Below are 22,046 nucleotides of genomic sequence, written 5' to 3' on the forward strand. Positions count from 1 at the left end.
TGGCGGAAACTCCTCGGCGGCGACCGACCCTAGCATGCACCACCCGAGGGCAAGTTTTTCATCGCTCGCCATGAGCATGTCTCGTGGTGATTACCTCGCGCATCGTTGAGAGGCCGCGCGCGCGGGACCACGTTGAGGCGCATCCAAGGAGGGAAAGATGAGCCTCTACTCCCGCAATCGCTTCCTCAGTCCGCCCGACTTCTACGTCAGCCCGACCGTGCCGCGCCCTTCGCTGGCGGATCGCATCGCCATCGTGCTGGCGGTATGGCGCGAGCGCAGCGAGCAACGTCGCCGCCTGGGCGAGATGGACGCCCGCGCCTTGCGCGATGTCGGCATCTCTCCCGCAGCCGCGGCCTTCGAATCCGGCCAGCCATTCTGGCGGCGGATGGGCTCGCTGCGCTGACATTTATCCTTTTCACGGATATGGTTAATTGCCTTATTGTCGCCACATCCGGTTGTCACTGCGGAACCGAGGCCAAAATTTGGCGTTGAGAACAGGCGCGCGCGCGGTCGCCTCAGGGCGGCCGCGAGGCGGCGTATTCATTGTCGAATGCCCGTCGCGCCACAACAAGTCACGTAGGGCGCAGGGGGCAGGATGGCACCGCCGGATTTCGACCGGACGTCTGCACTATTCTTGGATGTCGACGGAACCCTGCTCGAGATTGCCGAGACTCCCGAGAACGTGGTGGTTCCCGCCGACCTGCCTGAACTGCTGACCCAACTGCGCGATCATCTCGGCGGCGCCTTGGCCATCGTCAGCGGCCGACCGATCGCGCAAATCGATCGCCTCTTCGATCCGTTCTGCTCGAGTGCGGCCGGCGAGCACGGCGCCGCATTGCGATTCGACGATGGGACACGCGAGGAAATGCCGGCCGTGGCCTCGGTGCCCGATTCGTGGCGGGTCGCGCTCGCGGCGGCGGCCGACCGCTGGCCCGGCGTGCGCCTGGAGCCCAAGCCGCACGGCGTGACGATCCACTATCGTCTGGCGCCGGATCGGGGCAACGAGGTCTGGCAAGTGGCGCGCTCGCTGGTGCCGGAGAACGATCCCTGGTTTCGGCTGTTGCCGGCGCGCGAGGCCGTCGAGATCGGCTTGCGTGGCTCCAGCAAGGGCAGCGCGGTCCAGCGCCTGATGCGGCAGCCGGCGTTCCGCGGTCGCAAGCCGATCTTCATCGGCGACGACTTCACCGACGAGGCCGGCATGAGCGCGGCGCGCGAACTGGGCGGCATCGGCCTGCGCGTCGCCGATGACTTCGACGGCGATCCCGCCCAGGTGCGCGCCTGGCTGATGCGCGGCGCCGAGCGGCTGGCGAGCATGCGGCCGGCAACGCATTCGGACGGTGCCTCGCCATGAACACACTCGACCTCGGCGTCGTCGGCAACTGCGCGGTCGCCAGCCTGATCGACCGACACGGCCGCCACGTCTGGCACGGTCTCGGCCGGCTCGACGGCGACCCCGTCTTCAACGCCCTGCTCGGGGGCAACGAGCCGTCCACCGGCTTCATGGAAGCCGCGATCGCGGGCGCCAACGGACCCGGACGTCAGCGCTACCTGCCCAACACGGCGATCCTCGAAACCACCATCGAAGGCGCGGGCGGCGCGGCGCGCATCGTCGACTTCGCGCCGCGCTTCAGGCGGTTCGGCCGCGTCTTCCGGCCGCCGACCCTGGTGCGACGCATCGAGCCGGTCGCCGGGCGCCCGCGGGTGACGTTGCGTGTGCGACCGACCTTCAACTACGGCTCGTTCAAGCCGCAGGTGACCAGCGGGAGCAACCATGTCCGCTTCATCGGCGACACCGCCGTGCTGCGGCTGACCACCGACGCGTCGATCAGCTACATCCTCCACGAGACCGAGTTTTCGCTCGACCGCCCCGTCAACCTGTTCGTCGGCGTCGACGAGAGCGTTCCGGACAATCCCGACTCGCTCGCCCGCGGCTTTCTTTCCGAGACGGAAGGCTACTGGCATACTTGGGTGCGCGACCTGAATATCCCGTTCGACTGGCAGGTCGCGGTGATCCGTGCCGCGATCACCCTGAAGCTGTGCAGCTTCGAGGACACCGGCGCGGTTCTGGCGGCCCTGACGACATCGGTGCCCGAGGCGGCGAATACGCCGCGTACCTGGGACTATCGCTTCTCGTGGCTGCGCGATTCCTTCTTCACCGTGACGGCGCTCAACCGACTGTCGGCGACGCGCACGATGGAGGGATTCGTGCGCTTCATCGTCGACATCGTCGAGGCCGGCAGCTCACGTGGACAGCCCGACATGATCGCGCCGCTGTTTCCGATCGCGCCCGGCATCGATACGGCCGAGCGCCTGATCGACAACCTGCCGGGCTACCGCGGCTTCGGCCCGGTTCGCATCGGCAACGCCGCGGTGTCGCAGCGCCAGAACGACACCTACGGATCGATGGTCCTGACCGCGGCGCAGATGTTCTGGGACGAACGGCTGCCGCGCCAGGGCGACATGGAGCTGTACCGCAAGCTGTGCGTCGTGGGGAACGAGGCCAAGCGCGCGGCGTTGACGCCCGACGCGGGGCTTTGGGAGTATCGCGAGCGCGAAGAGGTTCATACCTTCTCGGCCGCGATGTGCTGGGCGGCCCAGCACCGGCTCGGCATGATCGCCCGCAGGGTCGGCGTCGACGCCGAGGCCCGCGAATGGCTGGCCGGCGCCGGCGTGCTGCGCCAGGAGATCCTGCAGCGCGCGACGACGAAGGAAGGCTGGCTCTCCGGCGTGCTCGACCGCGACATGCTCGACGCCTCGAGCCTGGTGCTGCCCGAGATCGGCCTGCTGCGCTCGGACGATCCACGATTCCACGCCACGCTCGACGTCGTCGGCAAGCGCCTGATGCGCAACGGCTTCCTGATGCGCTACATCGAGGCCGACGATTTCGGCAAGCCGTCGAACGCCTTCCTGCTCTGCACCTTCTGGTACATCGATGCGCTGGTCTCGGTGGGCCGCCGTGCGGAGGCGCTCGAACTTTTCAACAACCTCCTGGCGCGCCGCAATCACGTCGGCCTGCTGTCGGAGGATCTCGACCCGCAGACCGGCGAGCTGTGGGGCAACTTTCCGCAAACCTACTCGCAGGTCGGGCTCATCCTGTCGGCCATGCGGCTGTCTCGAAGCTGGGAGGAGGGCCTATGGCACGCCTTGTGATCGTCTCCAATCGCGTGCCGATCCCGAAGGCGCGTGGCGCGCAGGCCGGCGGCCTCGCCGTGGCGCTGAAGGACCTCATGACTCCGGGCTCGATCTGGTTCGGCTGGAGCGGCCGGCTGTCGGCCGACCCGTCGCTGCAGCCCGCGCTCGTCGAGGCGCGCGGCGTCACCTATGCCACGATCGACCTGACCGGCGATGCCTATCGGGCCTTTTATGTCGGCTTCGCCAACGGCGCGTTGTGGCCGCTGCTGCATTTCAGGCTCGGGCTGATGCACTTCCGCCGCGAGGACTACCAAGGCTATCTGGCGGTCAACCGGACCTTCGCCGAATCGCTCGTCCAGATGCTGCAGCCGGACGACACGGTGTGGGCCCACGACTACCATCTGATCCCGCTCGCCCGCATGCTGCGCGAGGCGGGATTTCGCGGGCCGCTGGGCTTCTTTCTGCACGTGCCCTTCGTGCCGCCGTCGATGCTCGAGGCCATGCCGGTCGCTCACGAGCTGATGGCCGATCTCTGCGCCTACGATCTGGTCGGCTTCCAGACCGAGGAGCACGCCCAGGACTTCCGCGACTGCGCCCGCCGTCTGCTGGGCGCCGACGTGGACGGCGAATGGGTGCGCCACGACGGCCGGCTGGTGCGCGTCTTCGCCGATCCGATCGGCATCGACGCCCAGGCCTTCGCCCAGGAGGCCGAGCGCGCCGCGACGGACATGCAGGTGCAGCGCCTGGTCGGCGTCCTCGACGGCCGCGGTTTGGCGATCGGCGTCGACCGCATGGACTATTCGAAGGGTCTGCCCAACCGCTTCGAGGCCTTCGCCCGCCTGCTCGAGAAGCATCCGGAGCATCGCCGCAAGATCCACTTCATGCAGATCTGCCCGCGTTCGCGCGAGGAGGTCGACGAGTACCGCAAGCTGCGCGCCGAGCTCGACCGGTTGACCGGCCGCATCAACGGCCGCTACTCGGAGTTCGATTGGACGCCGCTGCGCTACAGCACCCGTGCGACGCCGCGCACCACGCTCGCCGGGCTCTACCGCATCGCCCGCATCGGCGTCGTCACCCCGTTGCGCGACGGCATGAACCTCGTCGCCAAGGAGTTCATCGCCGCCCAGTCCGACGACGATCCGGGCGTCCTCGTGCTGTCGCGCTTCGCCGGCGCGGCCCAGGAGCTCACCGAGGCACTGATCGTCAACCCGTTCGACCCCGACGCCATTGCCGATGCCATGCATGCCGCCCTCACCATGCCCCTGTCCGAGCGGCGGGAGCGCCATGTGACACTGAAGGAGAGGGTCATGCGGACCACCGCTCAAGCCTACTGCCAGCGCTTCATGGAGGCCCTGACGGCGCGCGCGCTCGCCCGCGTCGCGGCGTAGCGCTCACCACATGGTCCGGGCCGCGCGCTCGGGCCATTCCCTGTCGTAGGTCTCGCCGCCCACTCGGTCTTGGCTGAGCGCGGCCAGGATCTGGCCGGCGCTGGGCAGGCTCTTCGGGTCGCGATGCAGCGCCGGGTTCCACAATCCGGAGCGCACCAGGGCGCGGGCGCACTGGAAGTAGACGGCGTCGACCGTCAGCACCATCACCGAGCGCGGCGGCTTGTCCTCGACGGCGAAGGAGGCGAGCAGGTCGGGTGCGATGCTGAGTCGGGCGCGGCCGTTGACGCGCAGCGTGTTGCCGACGCCGGGGATCAGGAACAGCAGGGCCGCGCGCGGATCGCGCACGATGTTGCGCAGCGAATCGACGCGATTGTTGCCGCGCCGGTCGGGCAGCATCAGCGTCCGCTCGTCGTGGATGCGTACGAAGCCCGGCCTGTCGCCGCGCGGCGAGCAATCGAGGCCCTCCGGCCCGACCGTCGCCAGCACGGCGAAGGGCGCGGCCTCGACATAGGCGCGATAGTGCGGCGTGAGGTGCGAGACTTCCTTCACGGTCGCGGCTTCGGCCGGCCTGCCGTAAAGCGCCTCGAGCTCGGCGATCGTGGCGATGGTGTCGGTCATTCGTTCCTCAGTCTGCCCAGCGCGCCGGCGAGGCGCCGAGCGGTTCGGCCGGCCGGGCGTAAAAGGCCGGCGTTTCGCTCAAGTGAACGACCGGCCTGAGATGGCGCAGGCGGCCGAGCGGGCCGTTGCTCTCCTGGGTCAGGTGGGCGATCTCGGCTTCCGGCAGGTCGGCCGCGCCGCCCGCCGCGTCGACCGTGCCGAGGCCGGCCAGCCATTGGGCGACCTGGACGAGCGAGACGCGCACCAGCCACGAGCCACCCTGTTCGACCCGCCGAGCCAGCGCCACCATGGCGCCGAGCGCGCCGAGGTAGCCCGCGATGTAGTCGAGCGCCTGCACCGGCATGTTGCGGGGTCGGGCAAGCGAACTGTTGACGGCGGCGAGACCCGTCACGTTCTGCACGATCGAATCGAAGCCGCGCCGGCCGGACCACGGTCCGGCATGGCCGTAGGCACACAGCGCGACACAGACGATGCCGGGCCGCAGCGCCGCCACCGCCTCGGGCGAGAAGCCGCGCGCCGCGAGCGCGCCCGGCCGGTAGCCCTGCGTGAAGATGTCGGCTTCGCGCAGCAACGCCGCCATCGCTTCCGCGCCGGCGGGCGTGCGCAGGTCGATCCAGGCGCAGCGCTTGCCGTGGCCGGTGTCCATCAGCAGCTCGCCCTGGTAGGGCAGGTGGGGTGCCGCCACATGCAGCACGTCGGCGCCGTTCTCCGCCAGCACGCGACCGCTGGTCGGGCCGGCCAGAACGCGCGTCAGGTCGAAGACGCGCACGCCGCTCAACGGGCGGTCGCCCCTCGGCAATGGCCGCGCCGGCGCCTCGCCGATCTTCACGATGTCGATCAGCGGCAACCGGGCGACGGCGACGCCGTGCGGATGGGCGTTCCACTCCTCGCGGCTGCGCGTGACGCCGCCGACGCAGCCGCCCGCTGCGATCGCCTCCTCGATGTCCGTCGCGTTCCACCCGGCGACGGCGGCGGCCAGCGCCTCGCGCGTGGCCTCGCTCGCGCCGGCGATGCGCAGCGCGCCCTCGCGATGGTGCGGATGGTTGGTGTGGATGAACATGTGCCGGCCGTCGCGCGTCGGGTAGTGACCGCTCAGCGGGTCCCATGACACCGGCCGCTTGCCATCCTGCAGTACATAGGTGTTGGAGCGCAGCGACGCGGCGGCGGCACGACGATCGACGGTGACGGATTGCGGACGTCCTGTGCGCAGCCGCCACAGGTCCGAGAGCGCGAGGCCGACGGCGCCCAGCGCGGCGGACCCGGCATGGGCGATCCGCCAGGGGGTGCCGAACACCGGATCGTCGGTGCCGCCGATCGCGAGCAAATCGTCGGCGCGCCTCGGCCGACCCAGCAGGGCGAGAATGTCGTGAGCGAGCCCGTCGCTCACTTGCCCGCCATGATGTCGGTCAGCAGCTTCATCAGCACGTCGGGGCAGGTGATGTGCGGATTGTGGCTGGCGTCGATCTCGTAGTACTTCCAGCCGGCTTCGCTCCGGGCGCGCTCGCCGAACTGGCGGAACACGTCGCCCGGCCCGTTCTTCTTGGCATAGATGTAGTGGCGCGGCGCGGCGACGTCCGAACCGAGGCTGATCTTCTGCTCGAACGTCTTGATGGGCTGCGGCCGGCGGCGCGGACTCGCCCAGGCGACGTCCTCGGGCGCGGTGTCGGGCGGCATCGGGTTGATCGGAAGCCTCCAGCCCTCGCCGTCCTTCAGCGCGCCGGCGCGCATGTTGGCCTCCGCCTTGGGGCCGACCAGATCGAACAGGCTCTGCCCGTGCTTGGGCGCGAAGGCGTCGATATAGACGATGCGCGCGATGCGGCCGCGCGCCTTGTCGGCCACTCCCGTCGCCACCATCCCGCCATAGGAATGGCCGAGCAGGACGACATCGTTCAGGTCCTCGAACTCGAGCACGTTCGTCACGTCCTGGATGTGGGTCGAGAGGTCGATGTCGGGCCGCGCCAGATGCGCCCGCTCGCCGAGGCCGGTGTAGCTCGGCGAGAAGAAGGTGTGGCCGGCGGCCTGCATCAGCGGCCGCATCTTCTTCCACGCCCACGCCGACGACCAGGCGCCGTGCGCCAGAACGATCGTTGCCATTCGCCCGTCTCCCTCGTTGATCGTTTCAGCCCGGCAGAGGCCCCTTGAACACGAAGAAGGCGCCCGCGCAGATCAGCGCGAACCCTACCAGATGATTGAGCGTGACGCGCTCGCCGAGATAGAGCACCGAGAAGACGGCGAACACGGTGAGCGTGATCACCTCCTGCATGGTCTTGAGCTCGGCGGCGCTGTAGGCGGCATGGCCCCAGCGATTGGCGGGGACGGCGAAGCAATACTCGACGAAGGCGATCCCCCAGCTCGCCACCACCACCAGCCAGAGTGGCCGGTCGGTGAACTTCAGGTGCCCGTACCAGGCGAAGGTCATGAAGACGTTGGAGATCAGCAGCAGGACGATGGGGGCGACGGCCGGGGGCAGCCAACTCATGCTCGGTTCAACTCCGCCGAGTGCGCGCCAGGAGAAGCGGCCGCTACCGCCTCGGCATCGGGCGCGGCCTCGATGTCTGGCGACATCATGTCCGAGCGGGAGGCGCCGGGGAAGACCGCGGCAGCGGCCGCGTCGCAAGTATGCCGGGTGCGTGCACCGGTCACGGCGAGGCAAGCGGCGGCGGTCGGTGCTGCGCCCACGGCCGCGCCCGTTCGAGCAGGGCACCGAGCCGCAGCACGTCGGCCTCGGCGCCCCATTTGCCGACGATCTGCACCGAGGTCGGCAGGCCGTCGGCGCCGAAGCCCGAGGGCACCGCGAGCGCCGGATGGCCTGTGAGGTTGAACGGGTACTGGTACGACGTCCAACCCTGCCGAGTGATGCCGCACTTCACGCCGTCGACCACGACCTCGTCGTTGGCCGCGTCGTGCCCGACGTCGAGCGCGGTGCGCGAGTTGGTCGGCGTGACGATGAAGTCGTAGCGCCCGAACAGGCCCTGGATCGCGCGGAACAGGTTGGTGCGGGCATACTGGGCGTTGCGGAAGTCGGCCAGGGTGAACTTGCAGCCGCGCTCCATGAAGGCGAGGGTGACGGGATCCATCCGGTTCTGCCACCTCGGCAGGTACTGCGCGCAGAATACGGCGAAGTTGGCCTGATAGAGCACGCGGCCCTCGTACTCGATCCAGTCGATCGGCCGGGGCGATTCGTCGATCGTCGCTCCCATCGCCTGCCAGGCGTCGAGCGCGGCGTGCGTGTTGGCGCGCACGTCCGCCGCGACGCGCGGATTTGCCGTCAGCTCGTAGTAGGCGACGCGCACGCCGGAGAGGTCTTCGCTGGCGAGCGCGAGGGAGAGAGGTTTCTGGGCTGCGCCGCCCAGGGTCCAGGGGTCTCTGTCGCTCGGCCCCACCAGCACCGAATGCATCACCGCCGCGTCGGTGATCGTGCGTGCGAGCGGGCCGGCATAGACGTTGTTGCCGAAAGCGTCGCGCGTGGTGTCGGTCGGGACCGCTCCCAGGGTCGGTTTCAATCCGACCAGGCCCGAGCATGAGGCCGGCCCGCGGATCGAGCCTGCGCCGTCGGTGCCGAGGGCGATCGGGCCGAGGCCCGCGGCGACGGCCGCGGCGCCGCCGCCGCTCGAGCCGCCCGGCGTGCGGTCGAGGTTCCACGGATTGCGCGTGATGCCGAAGGACGGCCCGTCGGTCAGGCCCTTCACGCCGAACTCGGGGCTCGTGCTCTTGCCGATCACGATGGCGCCCGCCGCGCGCAGGCGCTGCACCAGCACATCGTCGGCCGCCGCCGGCGGATTGTCGTCGAAGATCGCCGAGCCGTGCCGCGTCGGCACGCCCTGCACGTCGATCAGGTCCTTGACGCTCACCGGCACGCCGTGCAGCGGGCCCAGCGACTCGGCGCGCGACGCCGCTTCCTCGGCCCTGCGGGCATCGCGTCGCGCCGCCTCGTGCATGACGGCGCGGAAGCAGTTGAGCGTCGGATTGGCCCGGTCGATCGCCGCCAGCACGGCGTCGACGTACTCGACGGGCGAAAGCTCGCGCGCGCGGACGAGGGCCGCGGCCTTCGTCGCCGGCATGAAGAGAAGGTCGATCATGTCTCCTCATACACCTCCCCCGTCCGACGCGGCAGGTGTATGAGATCGGGGCCCATGTTCACCGTCCCGGTCCTGGCGGCGCTGGCCGCGGTCGCCGCCGTCACATCCTTCGTGTCCGGGATCTTCGGCATGGCGGGCGGCATGCTGCTGATCGGCTTCCTGCTGGTCTTCCTGCCGGTGCCGGTCGCCATGGTGTTCCATGGCGTGATCCAGATCGCGGCCAACGGCTGGCGCGCCTGGCTGTGGCGCCGTCACGTGAAGTGGAGCGTCGTGCTGCGGTTCGGATCGGGCGCGGCGGCCGCGCTGGCCGTCTTCTCCTTCCTCGATTTCGTGCCCGACAAGGCGCTGGTGCTCATGGCGGTCGGGCTGACTCCGTTCATCGCGCTCGCCGTGCCGCGGCGCATCGCACCCAATATCGAGGCACCCGGCCAGGCCTTCCTTGCGGGCGCGATCGGCGGCGCCATCCAGCTCGTGTCGGGCGTGACCGGGCCGCTGCTCGACATCTTCTACGTCCGCACCGGCATGACGCGGCAGGTCAACGTCGCCACCAAGGCGGCCGCGCAGGTGCTGGGACACCTGACCAAGGTGGTCTATTTCGGCGCGCTGATCGCCGATCCCGCCGGCCGCGACCTCGAGCAATGGCTGGTCATGGCCTATGCCTGCGCCTTCGCCGTGGTGGGAACGACCTTGTCGCGGCGCTTCCTCGACCGTATGTCGGACACGCAGTTCTACCGCTGGACGCGCTGGATCATCCTGGCGCTGGGCGCGGTGTACACGGCGCAGGGAATCTGGCTGATGGTGACGCGATGAGCGACGTGAAGGCCGAGGTGCGGGCGCTGCTCGACCGCCTGCCCGACGATTGCAGCTTCGCCGACGTGCAGCGCGGCATCGCCGTGCTGATGTGGCCGAAGCGGGGAGACGGGTCGCTCGCGCCGCCCGAGCGCCTGCCCGCCGAGGAAGTGAAGCGCCGCCTGCGCGAATGGCTCAAATCGGAGAACGATAAATGAAGGACCGCGTCTCGATCGAGTTCAGGGACGGCGTCGCCGACGTCCGCCTGATCCGCGCCGACAAGATGAACGCCCTCGACCCGGCGATGTTCGAAGGCATCCTCGCGGCGGGCGCGCAGCTCTCGGCGATGCACGGCCTGCGCTGCGTCGTGTTGTCGGGCGAGGGCAAGGCCTTCTGCGCCGGCCTCGACATGGCGAGCTTCGCCGCGATGGGGGCCGACGACAGCGGCGTGCCGGGCGCGCGCGACCTGGCCCGGCGCACGCACGGCATCGCCAACCGTCCGCAGCAATGCGCCTGGCAATGGCGCACCCTGCCCGTGCCGGTGATCGCCGCGGTGCATGGCGTGGCCTTCGGCGGCGGCTTCCAGATCGCGCTCGGCGCCGACATGCGCTATGCCACCGTCGACACGCGCTTCTCGGTGATGGAGATCAAGTGGGGCCTGGTGCCCGATCTCGCCGGCACCCAGCTCATGCGCCATCTGGCGCGCGAGGACTTGGTGCGCGAGCTCACCTACACCGGCCGCGTCTTCGACGGCGCGGAGGCCCGGGAGCTCGGCTTCGTCACCCGCGTCGTCGACGATCCGCGGGCGGCCGCCCTGGAGACGGCCCGAGAGATCGCCGGCAAGAGTCCCGATGCGATCCGCGCCGCCAAGCGCCTCCTCAACGATGCCGTCGCGGTCGATGCGGCGGCCGGCCTGATGACCGAATCGGTCGAGCAGCAGAAGCTGATCGGCTCGCCCAACCAGCTCGAGGCGGTACTGTCGAACCTGCAGAAGCGCGCGCCGAACTACCGGGATTCGTAGGAGCAAGGACATGAACCGCCAGTGGCTCTACGCCAGGCAGCCCGCCGGCAAGATCGGTCCCGACACGTTCCAATGGGCGGAGACGGCGATCCCGGTGCCGCGCGACGGCGAGGCGCTGGTGCGGACGCGCATGCTGTCGCTCGACCCGGCCAACCGCGCCTGGATGATGGGCAAGACCTATCGCGACGCGCTCGAGCCTGGGCAGGTGATGAGCGGCTTCGCCATCGGCGAGGTGGTCGAGAGCAGGACGGCCGGCCTCGCCAAGGGCGACATCGTCGAGGGCGACTGGGGCTGGCAGGACTATGCCGCCCTGCCGGCGCGGCGGCTGACGAAACGGACGACCGAGGCGCCGCTCGAGCTGCTGATCGGGCCGCTCAGCGTCACCGGCCTCACCGCCTATTTCGGCCTGCTCGAGGTCGGCCGGCCCAAGCCCGGCGACACGGTGCTGGTCTCGGCCGCGGCCGGCGCGGTCGGCACCATGGTCGGCCAGATCGCCAGACTCGCCGGCTGCCGTGTCGTCGGCACGGCGGGTGGCCGGGACAAGTGCGACTGGCTGGTGGGCGAGCTCGGCTTCGACGCGGCAATCGACTACAAGGCGGGCGGCGTGCGCCGCGCCATCGCCGCGGCGGCGCCGCACGGCATCGACGTCTATTTCGACAACACCGGCGGGCCTGTGCTCGAAGCCGCACTGTCGCTGATGAATTTGCGCGGCCGCATCGTGTGCTGCGGCAACGTCTCCCAATACGACGTCGAGAAGCCCGCGCCCGGTCCGATGGCGGTGCCCGGCCTGGTCGTCACCAAGCGGCTCCGGATGGAAGGCTTCATCGTCATGGATTTCTACGACCGCCGCGCCGAGGCCGAGGCGCGGCTCGCCGACTGGGTCGAGGAGGGCAGGATCAAGGCGATCGTCGATGTCGTCGACGGGCTCGACAAGGCCCCGCGGGCGTTGATCGGCCTGTTCGAGGGCCGCAATCGCGGCAAGATGGCCGTGCGCGTGGGGTGATGGGAGTATCGGGCGCGGCGCTTCCGTGCGTTCTTTTCGTCTTGACCGCCGGGTCGCGACGAGCGCGCGGGAGAGTCAGATTCGCGCGAGACGCCGGAATCGGGGGGTCGAATCGCCTTCCGATGCAGACGCCATCGGCATCGGACGGAATCCATCGACCCGATTAGGTCCTCAAGGGCGCGTCGAGGTAAAATGCGCCCATGAGCACCATGACCACTTCCGGCCGCGAGGGCCGCGCGGGATTTCCCGTATCGACGTTCTGCTTCGCCAATCGTCCGCCGACCCGTCCTCCCGACACGTGACCGGAGGTTTGCGCAGTTCCCGCAGTTTGCGCAACGCATTCCGGCAGAGAGCAGGCACACCACCCTGAGGGCATCTCGGGCGGGTGCCCGCGACGTCGATTGTCCGGCGACACCCCGCCGGAGGTTTCCGCGATTTCCGCGATTTCCGCGACGAGGTCGGAGAGAGATAGGGCCACTATCACCCCGAGCGAAGCGAGGAGCCCTTCCTGCCGCGTCGAAGGCCCCTCGCTTCGCTCGGGGTGACAATTGCAACTCGCTTTCCAGCGACAGTCGATCCTAGTTGATCGGCCCCAGGATCTTGCCCGGGTTCATGATGTTGTCGGGATCGAGCGCCTTCTTGATGGAACGCATCAGCGACATCGCTTCGCCATGCTCCTCGTAGAGGAACTTGATCTTGCCGATGCCGACGCCATGCTCGCCTGTGCAGGTGCCGCCGAGCGCCAGCGCGCGCGCCACCATGCGGTCGTTCAGTTCCTCGGCGCGCCTCAGATAGGTCGGGTCGGCCTGGTCGATCATCATGGTGAGATGGAAGTTGCCGTCGCCGACATGGCCGACGATGGGCGCATAGAGGCCGTTGGCCTGCACGTCCTTCTGGGTCTCGAGGATGCACTCGGCGAGCCGCGAGATCGGCACGCACACGTCGGTCGCCCACATGCCCCAGCCGGGCTTGGCGGCCTTGGCGGCCCAGGCCGCGTCGTGGCGCGCCTGCCACATCCGGGTCCGTTCCTCGGCCTGTCCCGTCCAGGCGAAATCGCCGCCGCCGTTCTCGGCGGCGATCGCCTGCACCATCTCCGCTTGCTCCCTCGTGCCGGTCTCGGTGCCGTGGAACTCGAGCAGCAGCAGGTTCTTCTCGGGCAACGCGAGCTTGGAATACTTGTTCACCGTGTCGACCGTGTAGGTGTCCATCAGTTCGATGCGCGCCACCGGGATGCCGGACTGGATGGTCTGGATCACGGTGTTCACCGCGCCCTCGAGGGAATCGAAGGCGCAGGTCGCCGACGCCATCGATTCGGGGATGCCGTAGAGCCGCAGCGTGATCTCGGTGATGATGCCGAGCGTGCCTTCGGAGCCGACGAACAGCTTCACCAGGTCGTAGCCCGCGCTCGACTTGCGCGCGCGGCGGCCGAGCCGCATCAGCCGGCCGTCGGCGGTGACGACCTGCAGCGCCAGCACGTTCTCGCGCATCGTGCCGTAGCGCACCGCGTTGGTGCCCGACGCGCGCGTGCTGGTCATGCCGCCGATCGAGGCATCGGCGCCGGGATCGATCGGAAAGAAGAGGCCGGTGGCGCGGATGTATTCGTTGAGCTGCTTGCGTGTAACGCCGGGCTGCACCACCACGTCGAGGTCGGCCTCGTTGACCGCCAGCACCTTGTTCATGCGGCTGACGTCGACCGAGATGCCGCCGTTGGGGGCGCTGATGTGGCCCTCCAGGGACGTGCCGGTGCCGAACGGAATCACGGGTGTCTTGTGGCGGGCGCAGAGCTGGACGATCCGCTGCACTTCTTCGGCCGTCTCGGCGAAGACCACGGCATCCGGCAGGTGCGCCTCGTGGAAGGAGATGTCCTTGCCGTGCTGCTCGCGCACGGCGTGAGCGGTGCTGACGCGGTCGCCGAAGATCTGCTTCAGCTCGGCAATGGTGGCGTCTATCTGCGGGGGGCGTGCCTGGGCCGTGACGGCCATGTCGGTTCTCCTAGCGTACGGCATTTGGATACGCTCAAATGCCGCCGAAGCCAACCCGAGGGGAACGCTCCAGATGCGTGACGTCTATGTGATCGGCGCCTACACCACGGCGTTCAAGAAGCACCCCGGCATGAGCTTCGCCGACCTCGCCCGCGAGGCCTATCTCGGCACGCTCGAGGACGCCGGCCTGAAGAACGGCGCCGACATCGAAGCGGGCTGGCTGGGCAATTGCGGCATGGTCTTCTGGGGCCAGAATTCGATCCGCGGCCAGGCGCTGTTCCAGCCGCTGGTCGAGGAGGGCCTGTTCCCCGAGCGCGTGCCGATGTTCAACGTCGAGAACGCCTGCGCCACCGCCTCGACCGCCTTTGCCGGCGCGTGGAAGGACGTGCTGGCGGGCACGCACGAGCTCTCGTTCTGCATCGGCATCGAGAAGCTGTTCAGCCCCGACGCGCCGGAGCGCACGGCGAACCTGTTCAACCAGGGCTACATCACCAGCCAGCACGACCGGCTGGTCTCGGAGATGAACAGGGTCGGCAGGATGGTCGGCTCGGAGTTCAAGCCGGGCGACGACCGCACCATCTTCATGGACACCTACGCCATGCAGGCCAAGTGGCACATGTGGAAGTACGGCACGACGCAGGAGCAGATCGCGGTCGGCGCCGCCAAGAATCACAATTACGGCGCGCTGAACGAGAAGGCGCAGTATCGCTTCCAGATGACCCCCGAGGCGGTGCTGCAGGACCGGCCGGTATCCTATCCCCTGACCCGCGCCATGTGCGCGCCGATCGGCGACGGCGCGGCGGCGGCGCTGCTCTGCTCGAAGGAATATCTCGAGAAGCAGCCCAGGGCGGTACAGGAACGCGCGGTCAGGATCGCGGGCGTCGGCTTCTCCGGCGGCATGTACCGCGAGCTCGACAAGCCCGGCCTGACGCGCGCCGCCGCCGACAAGGCCTACAGAATGGCGGGGCTGGGACCCGAGGACATCGACGTCGCCGAGGTGCACGACGCCACCAGCTTCTGCGAGATTTACCAGTGCGAAATGCTGCGCTTCTGCCCCGAGGGCGAGGGCGGCAGGTTCGTCGCCTCGGGCGCGACCGGGCCGGGCGGCAAGCTGCCGGTGAACACGTCGGGCGGCCTCGTCTCGAAGGGCCATCCGGTCGGCGCGACGGGGCTGTCGATGCTTGCCGAACTTGCAAGCCAGTTGCGCGGCGAGACCGGGCAGCGCCAGGTCGAGGGCGCGGAGATCGCGCTCGCCGAGAACGGCGGCGGCGTGATCGGCATGGAGGAGGCCGTGGCGTCTGTGGTGATCCTGCAGCGCCAATGACCTGATTCTCGCTGGCGTTGAATTCGGCGCGATCGCACCAACATGGTGCTCCGTGCCGGCGATGGTCCTATAAGCTCTCCCGGACTGCGCAGGACGATCAGGGAGAAGATTCATGGCCATCCGCTTCGACAATCGCGTCGCCATCGTCACCGGCGCCGGCAACGGGCTCGGCCGCGCGCACGCGCTGTTGCTGGCGAGCCGCGGCGCCAGGGTGGTGGTGAACGATCCGGGTGGCGCGGTCGACGGAAAGGGCGGCGATCACGCGGCGGCCGACAAGGTGGTGGCGGAAATCAAGGCGGCGGGCGGCCAGGCGGTGCCGAACTACGCTTCGGTCGCCGATCCCAAGAGCGCCGCCAGCATCGTCGAGACCGCGGTCGGTGCGTTCGGCACCGTGGACATCGTGGTGAACAACGCGGGCGTGCTGCGCGACAAGACCTTCCACAACATGACGATCGAGGATTTCGACTTCGTGGTGAAGGTGCACTTCCTCGGCACCGCCTACGTGACGCACGCCGCCTGGCCGATCCTGCGTGCCAAGGCCTATGGGCGGGTCGTCGTCACCTCGTCGAACTCGGGCATCTACGGCAATTTCGGCCAGGCCAACTACGCCGGCGCCAAGCTTGCCGTGGTGGGTTTCATGAACGCGCTGCGCCTGGAGGGCCAGAAGTACAACATCATGGTCAATGCGCTGGCGCCGGTCGCCGGCACGCGCATGACCGAGAGCCTGATGCCGCCCGAGGTGGTCGAGAAGCTGAAACCCGAATATGTCTCGCCCATGGTGGCCTGGCTGTGCAGCGAGCAATGCCAGCGCACCGGCGAGATCTGGAGCGCAGGCGCGGGTTACTTCGCGCGCATCGAGTATCGCGAGGCATCCGGCGTGCGCATCGCCGGCCGCGCGCCGACTCTCGAGGACGTCGAGGCCAACATCGAGAAGATCGCCGATCTCTCGGCCAACAAGGTCTATCGGACCTCGTCGGAGGAGGTGGCGGCGGTGGTGGGCGCCTGAGGGACGCGGCCCACACCGAAGACCGGCTCGCGCCTATCGCCGAATGGCTGGCGCGCGAGGGCCGGCTGTTGACCCGTCCGGGCATCTTCCTCGAGCGCTTGATGGAACGGGTAACCGCGGCCGGGCTTCCGGTGTGGCGCGCCTATATCGGCCTGCAGCTCATCCATCCGCAGCTGCAGGCCATCGGTTTCATGTGGCGGCGCGGCGAGCCCGTCCAGTCGATCGCCCGCGCCTTTGGCATCCAGTTCACGTCGGCCTACATCGGCAGCCCGATGCAGGAGGCGCGCGAGCTGGGGCGGGTCGTGCGTCACCACCTCGCCGGGATCGGCGAGAGCCATCACGTCGTGCTGCACGAGGTCAGGGCCGATGGCGGCACCGACTATCTTGCGCTGCCGCTGCGCCTCGCCCGCGCGGGGCCCTTGCCGGTCGTCACCTTCGCCACGGACGCCGCGCCGGGATTCTCCGACGCCGACATCGGCGACCTGACGCGGCTGGTCGACATGATGGGCGCCGTCGTCGAGATGCACATCGAGCACAGCATCGCCGACACCGTGGTCAACACCTATCTCGGCCCAGTGGTCGGCGAGCGCATCCTGAACGGCGCGATCCGGCGCGGCGACGGGCAGGAGATCAATGCCGTGCTGTGGTTCTCCGACCTGCGCGACTTCACCGGGCTGAACGAGCGCCTGCCCGGGGCGGAGATGCTCGAGCTGCTCAACAACTACCTGCAGCTCGTCGGCGACGCCCTGCGCGCGCATGGCGGCGAGATCCTGAAGTTCATCGGCGACGGCGTGATGGCCTACTTCCCGGTCGACGATGCCTTGTTCCTGCCGATGGTCACGGCCAACGCGGTTGCCGCGGCGCGGCGACTGATCGGCGACGTCGAGGCGGCCAACGAGGCGCGCGCCGCGGGCGGCCGCGAGCCGCTGCGCTTCGGCATCGGCCTCCATGTCGGCCACGTCATGTTCGGCAATATCGGCACGGAGGATCGGCTCGACTTCACGGTGATCGGGCCCGCCGTCAATCGGGCGGCGCGGCTCGAGGGGCTGACCAAGGCGCTTGGCGCGCCGGTGCTGGCATCTGCCCAGTTCAACGACGTCTGCGAGGTTCCCCTGAAATCGCTCGGCAAGCACCGGCTGCGCGGCGTGCCCGAGCCGGTGGAGGTCTTCACTCTGCCATCCTAGCTAGACGGATGCGACCTAGACGAGCGCCTTCCAGTCCTCGATCCAGGTCAGCGCCTCTTCGTCGGGAAGAGGCTGGCTCGAGGCGTCGACCTCGAGCCGGTCGCCGAGCTTCCTGGCGCCGCACAGCTCGAAGACCTTGTCGACCTTCTTGCCACCGCCGCAGAACGTGTCCTGGTAGGTCATGTCGCCGAGCGCGATCACGCCGTAGCGATGGCCCGACAGATCGGGACGCTCGCGCTCCAGCGTCTCGGCGAGCGGCAGGATGTTGGTCGGGATGTCGCCCGAGCCGTGCGTGGCGCAGACCACAAGGAAGATCTCGTGCGTCTTCAGGTCGGCGACGCCGGCCGCCCTGTCGATCACGTCGACCGTATGGCCCGCTGCCTCGAGCACGGGCTTCAGCGCGTCGGCCACCATCTGGGCGTTGCCCGACTCGGTGCCGACCAGGATCAGGAGTCGCGACATCGTTCTTCGACATACGGGGCGACGTGCCGCGATGCGACGCGACCGGTTGGCGCGGGGGCAGCCCGCGTGCCAGTCTGACGGCCATCATGGAAGAGACGCCCGTTCTCGCCGCCCTCGACGGCGGCGTGCTCACCTTGACCCTCAATCGGCCGCAACGGCTCAATGCCATGAGCCAGGCCCTGATCGGCTCGCTACGGGAGCAGATCGAGCGCGCCCGCGGCGATGCCGCGATCCGTGCCGTACTGCTGACCGGCACGGGCCGTGGCTTCTGCGCCGGTGCCGATCTCGCCGCGGCCGGCACGGGCTCCATCGGCCCGGACGGCAAGCCCGATGTCGGCGCCGTCATGGAGAAGCTCTACAATCCGCTGATCCGCTCGATCCGCGACCTGCCCAAGCCGGTGGTCGCGGCGGTCAACGGCGTGGCGGCGGGCGGCGGCGCCAACCTTGCGCTGGCCTGCGACATCGTCCTGGCGGGCCGTTCGGCGCGCTTCGACCAGGCCTTCGTGCGCATCTCGCTGATCCCCGATCTGGGCGGCACCTGGTTCCTGCCGCACACGGTGGGCGACGCGCGGGCGCGGGCGCTGGCGATGCTGGGCACGTCCGTTCCGGCCGAGCAGGCCGAGAGGATGGGCATGGTCTGGCAGGTGCTGGACGACGACAGGCTGATGGACGAGGCGGGCAAGCTCGCACGCCGACTCGCCTCGGGTCCGACGCTGTCCTACGCCGCGATCAAGCGGGCCATGAACGCCGCGGGCACGAACACGCTCGATCGTCAGCTCGATCTCGAGCGCGATTTTCAGCGCGAGCTCGGCCGCAGCGCCGACTTCAAGGAGGGCGTCGCCGCCTTCCTCGCCAAGCGGCCGGCCAACTTCACGGGGCGATGAGACGATGACCTACAACACCATTCTCGTTGCCAGGACCGACAGCCTTGCGACCATCACGCTGAACGCGCCCGACAAGCTCAACGCCGTGTCGCGCCGGATGATCGCCGAGCTCAAGCAATGCTGGGAGGAATTGGCGGCCGACCAGGCCGTGCGTGCCGTGTTGCTGACCGGCGCCGGCCGCGGCTTCTGCGCCGGCGCCGACCTGGCCGACCCCGATCGCGATGCGGGCGCCACCGCCGATTCGGGCGCGGCCCTGGAGAAGTACTTCAATCCGGTCATCCGGCTGATGCGCACCATCCCCAAGCCCGTCGTGTCGGCGGTGAACGGCGTCGCGGCGGGCGTCGGCATGAGCTTCGCGCTCGCCTCGGACATCGCCATTGCGGCAAAGTCGGCGTCGTTCCTGCAGGCTTTCGCCCGCATCGGGCTCTTGCCCGACGGCGGCAGCACATGGTTCCTGCCGCGCCTCGTGGGCGACCAGCGGGCGAGGGCGCTCGCCATGCTGGCACCGCAGATCCCGGCCGAGACGGCCAGGGAATGGGGCCTGATCTGGGACGTCGTCGACGATACCGCCTTGATGCCGACGGCGACCGAACTGGCGCGCAAGCTCGCCGACGGCCCGACCCTGGCCCTGGCGAAGATCAAGTCGGCTCTCGGCCAGGCGAGCGGCAACGATCTGTCGCGCCAGCTCGACGTCGAGCGCGACTACCAGAGCCAGCTCGGCCGCAGCGAAGACTTCAAGGAAGGCGTCGCCGCCTTCCTCGCCAAGCGCAAGGCCAACTTCAAGGGGAAATAGAGGACGCCATGACGACGCCGCACAAGGAGATCACCTCCGGCCTGCTCTTTCCGGAAGGTCCGATCGCGATGCCCGACGGTTCGGTGATCCTGGTCGAGATCGCCCGCGAGACGCTCACGCGCATCACGCCCGACGGCAAGCACCATGTCGTCGCCAAGCTGGGCGGCGGTCCGAACGGCGCGGCCATGGGCCCCAACGGCAAGATCTACGTGACCAACAACGGCGGCTTCAACTGGATCAAGCGCCCGGACGGGCGGCTGTTCCCCGGCACGGCGCCCGACACCTACAAGGGCGGCTCGATCCAGGTGGTCGATCCCGAGACCGGCAAGTTCGAGACGCTCTACGAGTCATGCAACGGTCGCCGGCTGAACGGACCGAACGACCTCGTCTTCGACAAGGATGGCGGCTTCTGGTTCACCGACCTTGGCAAGACGCGCGAATACGACAGCGATCGCGGCGCCGTCTACTATGCCAAGGCCGACGGTTCGAAGATCGAGCAGAAGGTGTTTCCACTCGAGCGGCCGAACGGTTGCGGCCTGTCGCCTGACGAGAAGACGCTCTACGTGGTCGAGACGCCGACCGCGCGCCTGTGGTCGTTCGAACTGAGCGCTCCGGGCACCATCAAGGACGCCAACGGCCCCTATCGCGGCGAGAAGGGCCGGGTCGTCGCGGGTCTCGGCGGCTACCAGATGTTCGATTCGCTGGCGGTCGATTCGGCGGGCCACGTCTGCGTCGCCACGCTCATCACCGGCGCGGTGTCCGACATCTCGCCGGACGGCAAGTCGGTGACGCAGTACAAGCTGCCCGATCCCATGGTCACCAACGTCTGCTTCGGCGGCGTGGACCTGCGCACGGCCTACGCCACGCTTTCCATGACCGGCAAGCTGGTGAGCTTCGAATGGCCACGGCCGGGGCTGAAGCTCAACTATCTGAACAAGTAGAGGGTCACGCCCGGGCGAGGGCGCGGACCTCGCGGCTGGCGACGACCCGGCCGGTCGCGTAGGCCTCGTGGTTGGCGTCGACGTCGGCGAGCTTGTAGCGGTAGTTGACCATCATGGCGTAGGACTGCCTGAGCCCGTTGGCACTGACGTCGGCGAGCCAGTTGAGGCGCTCGACGATGGCGCCGTTGCCGAGATGGAAGTGGGCCACCCGATCGAGCGCGCGACCCTTGTCGTCGGTACCGGCGAGGTAGCGCGCGGCCAGCCGCGTCAGGATCGGGCGCAGCGCCTTGTTGATGGCGGGCACTTCCCACCATACCGGCCGGTCGAGCAGCGATCGCACGGCGGCGGCGCCGGAGGCCTCGTTGGTGACAGGCACCAGCGACGCAATCTCGGCCTGGGTGAGCGCCGCGTCGCCTTCGTTCTTGAGCCGCGCGTCGATATGGTGGCGTAAACCGGGGATAGGCGACAGGGTCGCGAAGTCCTTGATGTTGGGCAGATCGGACGCCAACTGCTCGGCGACGCGCTTGATCAGGAAGTTGCCGAAGCTGATCCCCGCAAGGCCCTGCTGGCAATTGGAGATCGAGTAGAAGATCGCCGTGTCGGCGTGTCGGGGGTCGACGGTCTCGGCCTTGGCGTCGAGCAGGCGCTGGACGTTGCCCGCCATGCCGTCGACCAGGGCGACTTCGACGAAGATCAAGGGCTCATCCGGCATGCGCGGGTGAAAGAAGGCAAAGCAGCGGCGGTCCGAATCGAGACGGTTCTTCAGGTCGCGCCAGGAGCGGATGGCGTGGACGGCCTCGTAGGCGACGAGCTTCTCTAGCAACGCCGCCGAGGCGCGCCAATCGATGCGCACCAGGTCGAGGAAGCCCACGTCGAACCAGGCCGCGAGCAGAGGACGGAGGTCATCGGCCAACGTGCGGGCCGCAGGTTCGCTCCTGCCCAGCGTCATCAACTCGGCGCGCAGATCGACCACGAACTTCACGCCCTGGGGCACGCCCACGAATTCGTGGAGCAGACGCACCGCCGGCGGCTCGAGCGCTTCGATCAGAGACCGTGGCGACGCCTTCGACCCGCGCCAACGATCGACCTCGGCCAAGGCGGCGTCGCGGTCGAGACCATAGTCGCGCGCCAAGGTCAGCAGGAACCTGCGCCGTCCGGTCGTCGTAAGCGACAGATAGGCCTGGCCGAGTTCCGCCGCCCGGGCGCGCCGCGCCGTCTCGCCGCCCTTGCCCTCGAGGCAGGCTTCGATGCGGCTCTTGAGGCGCGGCACATCGTCGTCCGGCAGGTCGGGACGCAGTGGCGCACCCACCACTTCGCGCGCGCCACGCGCGGTCTCGACGAAGGCACTGCGCAATCGGTCGAGGGTGCGATCGAGGGTGTCGGAGAACGGGAGGGCCATGCACCGATTATGTCACGGCAATCGTGTCGCTCCAGTGGCGG

General features: G+C 68.9%; 22 protein-coding genes. 14 read left to right on the top strand and 8 right to left on the bottom strand.

The window, feature by feature from the left end; genetic code table 11:
- The first annotated feature begins 157 nt into the window (after positions 1–157).
- The 4 genes from KIT25_02175 to KIT25_02190 all read left to right on the top strand — a co-directional run bounded on the left by KIT25_02175 (position 158) and on the right by KIT25_02190 (position 4,520).
- Positions 158–403: a DUF1127 domain-containing protein gene (locus KIT25_02175; GenBank protein ID UYN95778.1), complete on the top strand. Its 246-nt coding sequence runs from the start codon at positions 158–160 to the stop codon at positions 401–403.
- A 192-nt stretch (positions 404–595) separates the two neighbouring features.
- Positions 596–1,351 carry a trehalose-phosphatase gene (gene otsB, locus KIT25_02180; GenBank protein ID UYN95779.1) on the top strand — a complete coding sequence of 252 codons (756 nt, stop codon included), beginning with the start codon at positions 596–598 and terminating at the stop codon, positions 1,349–1,351.
- A complete protein-coding gene (locus KIT25_02185) occupies positions 1,348–3,150 on the top strand; it encodes a glycoside hydrolase family 15 protein (GenBank protein UYN95780.1) in 1,803 nt (600 codons plus the stop codon). Before otsB ends, KIT25_02185 begins: the two co-directional genes overlap by 4 nt.
- Entirely contained in the window at positions 3,135–4,520 is a 1,386-nt protein-coding gene (locus KIT25_02190; protein UYN95781.1) for a trehalose-6-phosphate synthase, read from the top strand. Before KIT25_02185 ends, KIT25_02190 begins: the two co-directional genes overlap by 16 nt.
- 3 nt (positions 4,521–4,523) lie before the next feature.
- Here KIT25_02190 and KIT25_02195 read toward each other — a convergent pair whose 3' ends face one another.
- The 5 genes from KIT25_02195 to KIT25_02215 form a co-directional block, all read right to left on the bottom strand.
- Positions 4,524–5,138 carry a pyridoxamine 5'-phosphate oxidase family protein gene (locus KIT25_02195; protein ID UYN95782.1) on the bottom strand — a complete coding sequence of 205 codons (615 nt, stop codon included), beginning with the start codon at positions 5,136–5,138 and terminating at the stop codon, positions 4,524–4,526.
- 7 nt (positions 5,139–5,145) lie between these two features.
- Positions 5,146–6,525 (bottom strand): CoA transferase, encoded by a 1,380-nt coding sequence (locus KIT25_02200; protein UYN95783.1) that lies wholly within the window; start codon positions 6,523–6,525, stop codon positions 5,146–5,148.
- A complete protein-coding gene (locus tag KIT25_02205; protein ID UYN95784.1) occupies positions 6,522–7,232 on the bottom strand; it encodes an alpha/beta hydrolase in 711 nt (236 codons plus the stop codon). Before KIT25_02205 ends, KIT25_02200 begins: the two co-directional genes overlap by 4 nt.
- A 25-nt stretch (positions 7,233–7,257) precedes the next feature.
- Entirely contained in the window at positions 7,258–7,617 is a 360-nt protein-coding gene (locus tag KIT25_02210; protein ID UYN95785.1) for a DMT family protein, read from the bottom strand.
- Positions 7,618–7,777: 160 nt separating this feature from the next.
- Positions 7,778–9,217 carry an amidase gene (locus KIT25_02215; protein UYN95786.1) on the bottom strand — a complete coding sequence of 480 codons (1,440 nt, stop codon included), beginning with the start codon at positions 9,215–9,217 and terminating at the stop codon, positions 7,778–7,780.
- 54 nt (positions 9,218–9,271) lie between these two features.
- On the opposite strand from KIT25_02215, the gene KIT25_02220 reads away from it, so the two are divergent.
- Genes KIT25_02220 through KIT25_02235 form a run of 4 tightly spaced genes read left to right on the top strand, consistent with a single transcriptional unit; the run spans position 9,272 to position 12,030 of the window.
- Positions 9,272–10,027, top strand: coding sequence for a sulfite exporter TauE/SafE family protein (locus tag KIT25_02220; GenBank protein UYN95787.1), 756 nt, complete (start codon positions 9,272–9,274; stop codon positions 10,025–10,027).
- Positions 10,024–10,224 (top strand): hypothetical protein, encoded by a 201-nt coding sequence (locus KIT25_02225; GenBank protein UYN95788.1) that lies wholly within the window; start codon positions 10,024–10,026, stop codon positions 10,222–10,224. The genes KIT25_02220 and KIT25_02225 overlap by 4 nt, the downstream gene beginning before the upstream one ends.
- Positions 10,221–11,027 carry a crotonase/enoyl-CoA hydratase family protein gene (locus tag KIT25_02230; protein UYN95789.1) on the top strand — a complete coding sequence of 269 codons (807 nt, stop codon included), beginning with the start codon at positions 10,221–10,223 and terminating at the stop codon, positions 11,025–11,027. The genes KIT25_02225 and KIT25_02230 overlap by 4 nt, the downstream gene beginning before the upstream one ends.
- Before the next feature lie 10 nt (positions 11,028–11,037).
- A complete protein-coding gene (locus KIT25_02235; GenBank protein UYN95790.1) occupies positions 11,038–12,030 on the top strand; it encodes an NADP-dependent oxidoreductase in 993 nt (330 codons plus the stop codon).
- A 578-nt stretch (positions 12,031–12,608) separates the two neighbouring features.
- Here the strand turns inward: KIT25_02235 and KIT25_02240 are convergent.
- Positions 12,609–14,012, bottom strand: coding sequence for an FAD-binding protein (locus KIT25_02240; protein UYN95791.1), 1,404 nt, complete (start codon positions 14,010–14,012; stop codon positions 12,609–12,611).
- A 73-nt stretch (positions 14,013–14,085) separates the two neighbouring features.
- On the opposite strand from KIT25_02240, the gene KIT25_02245 reads away from it, so the two are divergent.
- From KIT25_02245 to KIT25_02255, 3 genes are all read left to right on the top strand, one after another.
- On the top strand, positions 14,086–15,336 hold the full coding sequence (locus tag KIT25_02245) for a thiolase family protein (protein UYN95792.1): 1,251 nt from the start codon (positions 14,086–14,088) through the stop codon (positions 15,334–15,336).
- A gap of 112 nt (positions 15,337–15,448) precedes the next feature.
- On the top strand, positions 15,449–16,342 hold the full coding sequence (locus tag KIT25_02250; GenBank protein UYN95793.1) for an SDR family oxidoreductase: 894 nt from the start codon (positions 15,449–15,451) through the stop codon (positions 16,340–16,342).
- 68 nt (positions 16,343–16,410) lie between these two features.
- Positions 16,411–17,526: an adenylate/guanylate cyclase domain-containing protein gene (locus KIT25_02255; GenBank protein ID UYN95794.1), complete on the top strand. Its 1,116-nt coding sequence runs from the start codon at positions 16,411–16,413 to the stop codon at positions 17,524–17,526.
- Between the two features lie 15 nt (positions 17,527–17,541).
- Here the strand turns inward: KIT25_02255 and KIT25_02260 are convergent, their stop codons facing one another.
- Positions 17,542–17,988 carry a flavodoxin domain-containing protein gene (locus KIT25_02260; protein UYN95795.1) on the bottom strand — a complete coding sequence of 149 codons (447 nt, stop codon included), beginning with the start codon at positions 17,986–17,988 and terminating at the stop codon, positions 17,542–17,544.
- 86 nt (positions 17,989–18,074) lie between these two features.
- Between KIT25_02260 and paaG (KIT25_02265) the strand changes: the two genes are divergently transcribed.
- From paaG (KIT25_02265) to KIT25_02275, 3 genes are read left to right on the top strand one after another with little or no spacing between them, the layout of a single operon-like run.
- Positions 18,075–18,872 carry a 2-(1,2-epoxy-1,2-dihydrophenyl)acetyl-CoA isomerase PaaG gene (paaG, locus tag KIT25_02265; GenBank protein ID UYN95796.1) on the top strand — a complete coding sequence of 266 codons (798 nt, stop codon included), beginning with the start codon at positions 18,075–18,077 and terminating at the stop codon, positions 18,870–18,872.
- 4 nt (positions 18,873–18,876) lie between these two features.
- Entirely contained in the window at positions 18,877–19,665 is a 789-nt protein-coding gene (gene paaG / locus KIT25_02270) for a 2-(1,2-epoxy-1,2-dihydrophenyl)acetyl-CoA isomerase PaaG (GenBank protein ID UYN95797.1), read from the top strand.
- 8 nt (positions 19,666–19,673) lie between these two features.
- Complete coding sequence (locus tag KIT25_02275) at positions 19,674–20,606, top strand: SMP-30/gluconolactonase/LRE family protein (GenBank protein UYN95798.1); 933 nt, start codon at positions 19,674–19,676, stop codon at positions 20,604–20,606.
- A 4-nt stretch (positions 20,607–20,610) separates the two neighbouring features.
- Here KIT25_02275 and KIT25_02280 read toward each other — a convergent pair whose 3' ends face one another.
- Positions 20,611–22,005, bottom strand: a complete 1,395-nt coding sequence (locus KIT25_02280; GenBank protein UYN95799.1) for a malonyl-CoA decarboxylase family protein — start codon at positions 22,003–22,005, stop codon at positions 20,611–20,613.
- Positions 22,006–22,046: the final 41 nt, after the last annotated feature.

The organism is Enhydrobacter sp. (assembly GCA_025808875.1).
GTDB lineage: Bacteria > Pseudomonadota > Alphaproteobacteria > Reyranellales > Reyranellaceae > Reyranella.

Excerpts from the sequence above, each read along its gene's own strand:
- KIT25_02175 (UYN95778.1), top strand. The coding sequence starts at position 158 with ATGAGCCTCTACTCCCGCAATCGCTTCCTCAGTCCGCCCGACTTCTAC.
- otsB (UYN95779.1), top strand. The coding sequence starts at position 596 with ATGGCACCGCCGGATTTCGACCGGACGTCTGCACTATTCTTGGATGTC.
- KIT25_02185 (UYN95780.1), top strand. The coding sequence starts at position 1,348 with ATGAACACACTCGACCTCGGCGTCGTCGGCAACTGCGCGGTCGCCAGC.
- KIT25_02190 (UYN95781.1), top strand. The coding sequence starts at position 3,135 with ATGGCACGCCTTGTGATCGTCTCCAATCGCGTGCCGATCCCGAAGGCG.
- KIT25_02195 (UYN95782.1), bottom strand. The coding sequence starts at position 5,138 with ATGACCGACACCATCGCCACGATCGCCGAGCTCGAGGCGCTTTACGGC.
- KIT25_02205 (UYN95784.1), bottom strand. The coding sequence starts at position 7,232 with ATGGCAACGATCGTTCTGGCGCACGGCGCCTGGTCGTCGGCGTGGGCG.
- KIT25_02210 (UYN95785.1), bottom strand. The coding sequence starts at position 7,617 with ATGAGTTGGCTGCCCCCGGCCGTCGCCCCCATCGTCCTGCTGCTGATC.
- KIT25_02215 (UYN95786.1), bottom strand. The coding sequence starts at position 9,217 with ATGATCGACCTTCTCTTCATGCCGGCGACGAAGGCCGCGGCCCTCGTC.
- KIT25_02220 (UYN95787.1), top strand. The coding sequence starts at position 9,272 with ATGTTCACCGTCCCGGTCCTGGCGGCGCTGGCCGCGGTCGCCGCCGTC.
- KIT25_02225 (UYN95788.1), top strand. The coding sequence starts at position 10,024 with ATGAGCGACGTGAAGGCCGAGGTGCGGGCGCTGCTCGACCGCCTGCCC.
- KIT25_02230 (UYN95789.1), top strand. The coding sequence starts at position 10,221 with ATGAAGGACCGCGTCTCGATCGAGTTCAGGGACGGCGTCGCCGACGTC.
- KIT25_02235 (UYN95790.1), top strand. The coding sequence starts at position 11,038 with ATGAACCGCCAGTGGCTCTACGCCAGGCAGCCCGCCGGCAAGATCGGT.
- KIT25_02240 (UYN95791.1), bottom strand. The coding sequence starts at position 14,012 with ATGGCCGTCACGGCCCAGGCACGCCCCCCGCAGATAGACGCCACCATT.
- KIT25_02245 (UYN95792.1), top strand. The coding sequence starts at position 14,086 with ATGCGTGACGTCTATGTGATCGGCGCCTACACCACGGCGTTCAAGAAG.
- KIT25_02250 (UYN95793.1), top strand. The coding sequence starts at position 15,449 with ATGGCCATCCGCTTCGACAATCGCGTCGCCATCGTCACCGGCGCCGGC.
- KIT25_02260 (UYN95795.1), bottom strand. The coding sequence starts at position 17,988 with ATGTCGCGACTCCTGATCCTGGTCGGCACCGAGTCGGGCAACGCCCAG.
- paaG (UYN95796.1), top strand. The coding sequence starts at position 18,075 with ATGGAAGAGACGCCCGTTCTCGCCGCCCTCGACGGCGGCGTGCTCACC.
- paaG (UYN95797.1), top strand. The coding sequence starts at position 18,877 with ATGACCTACAACACCATTCTCGTTGCCAGGACCGACAGCCTTGCGACC.
- KIT25_02275 (UYN95798.1), top strand. The coding sequence starts at position 19,674 with ATGACGACGCCGCACAAGGAGATCACCTCCGGCCTGCTCTTTCCGGAA.
- KIT25_02280 (UYN95799.1), bottom strand. The coding sequence starts at position 22,005 with ATGGCCCTCCCGTTCTCCGACACCCTCGATCGCACCCTCGACCGATTG.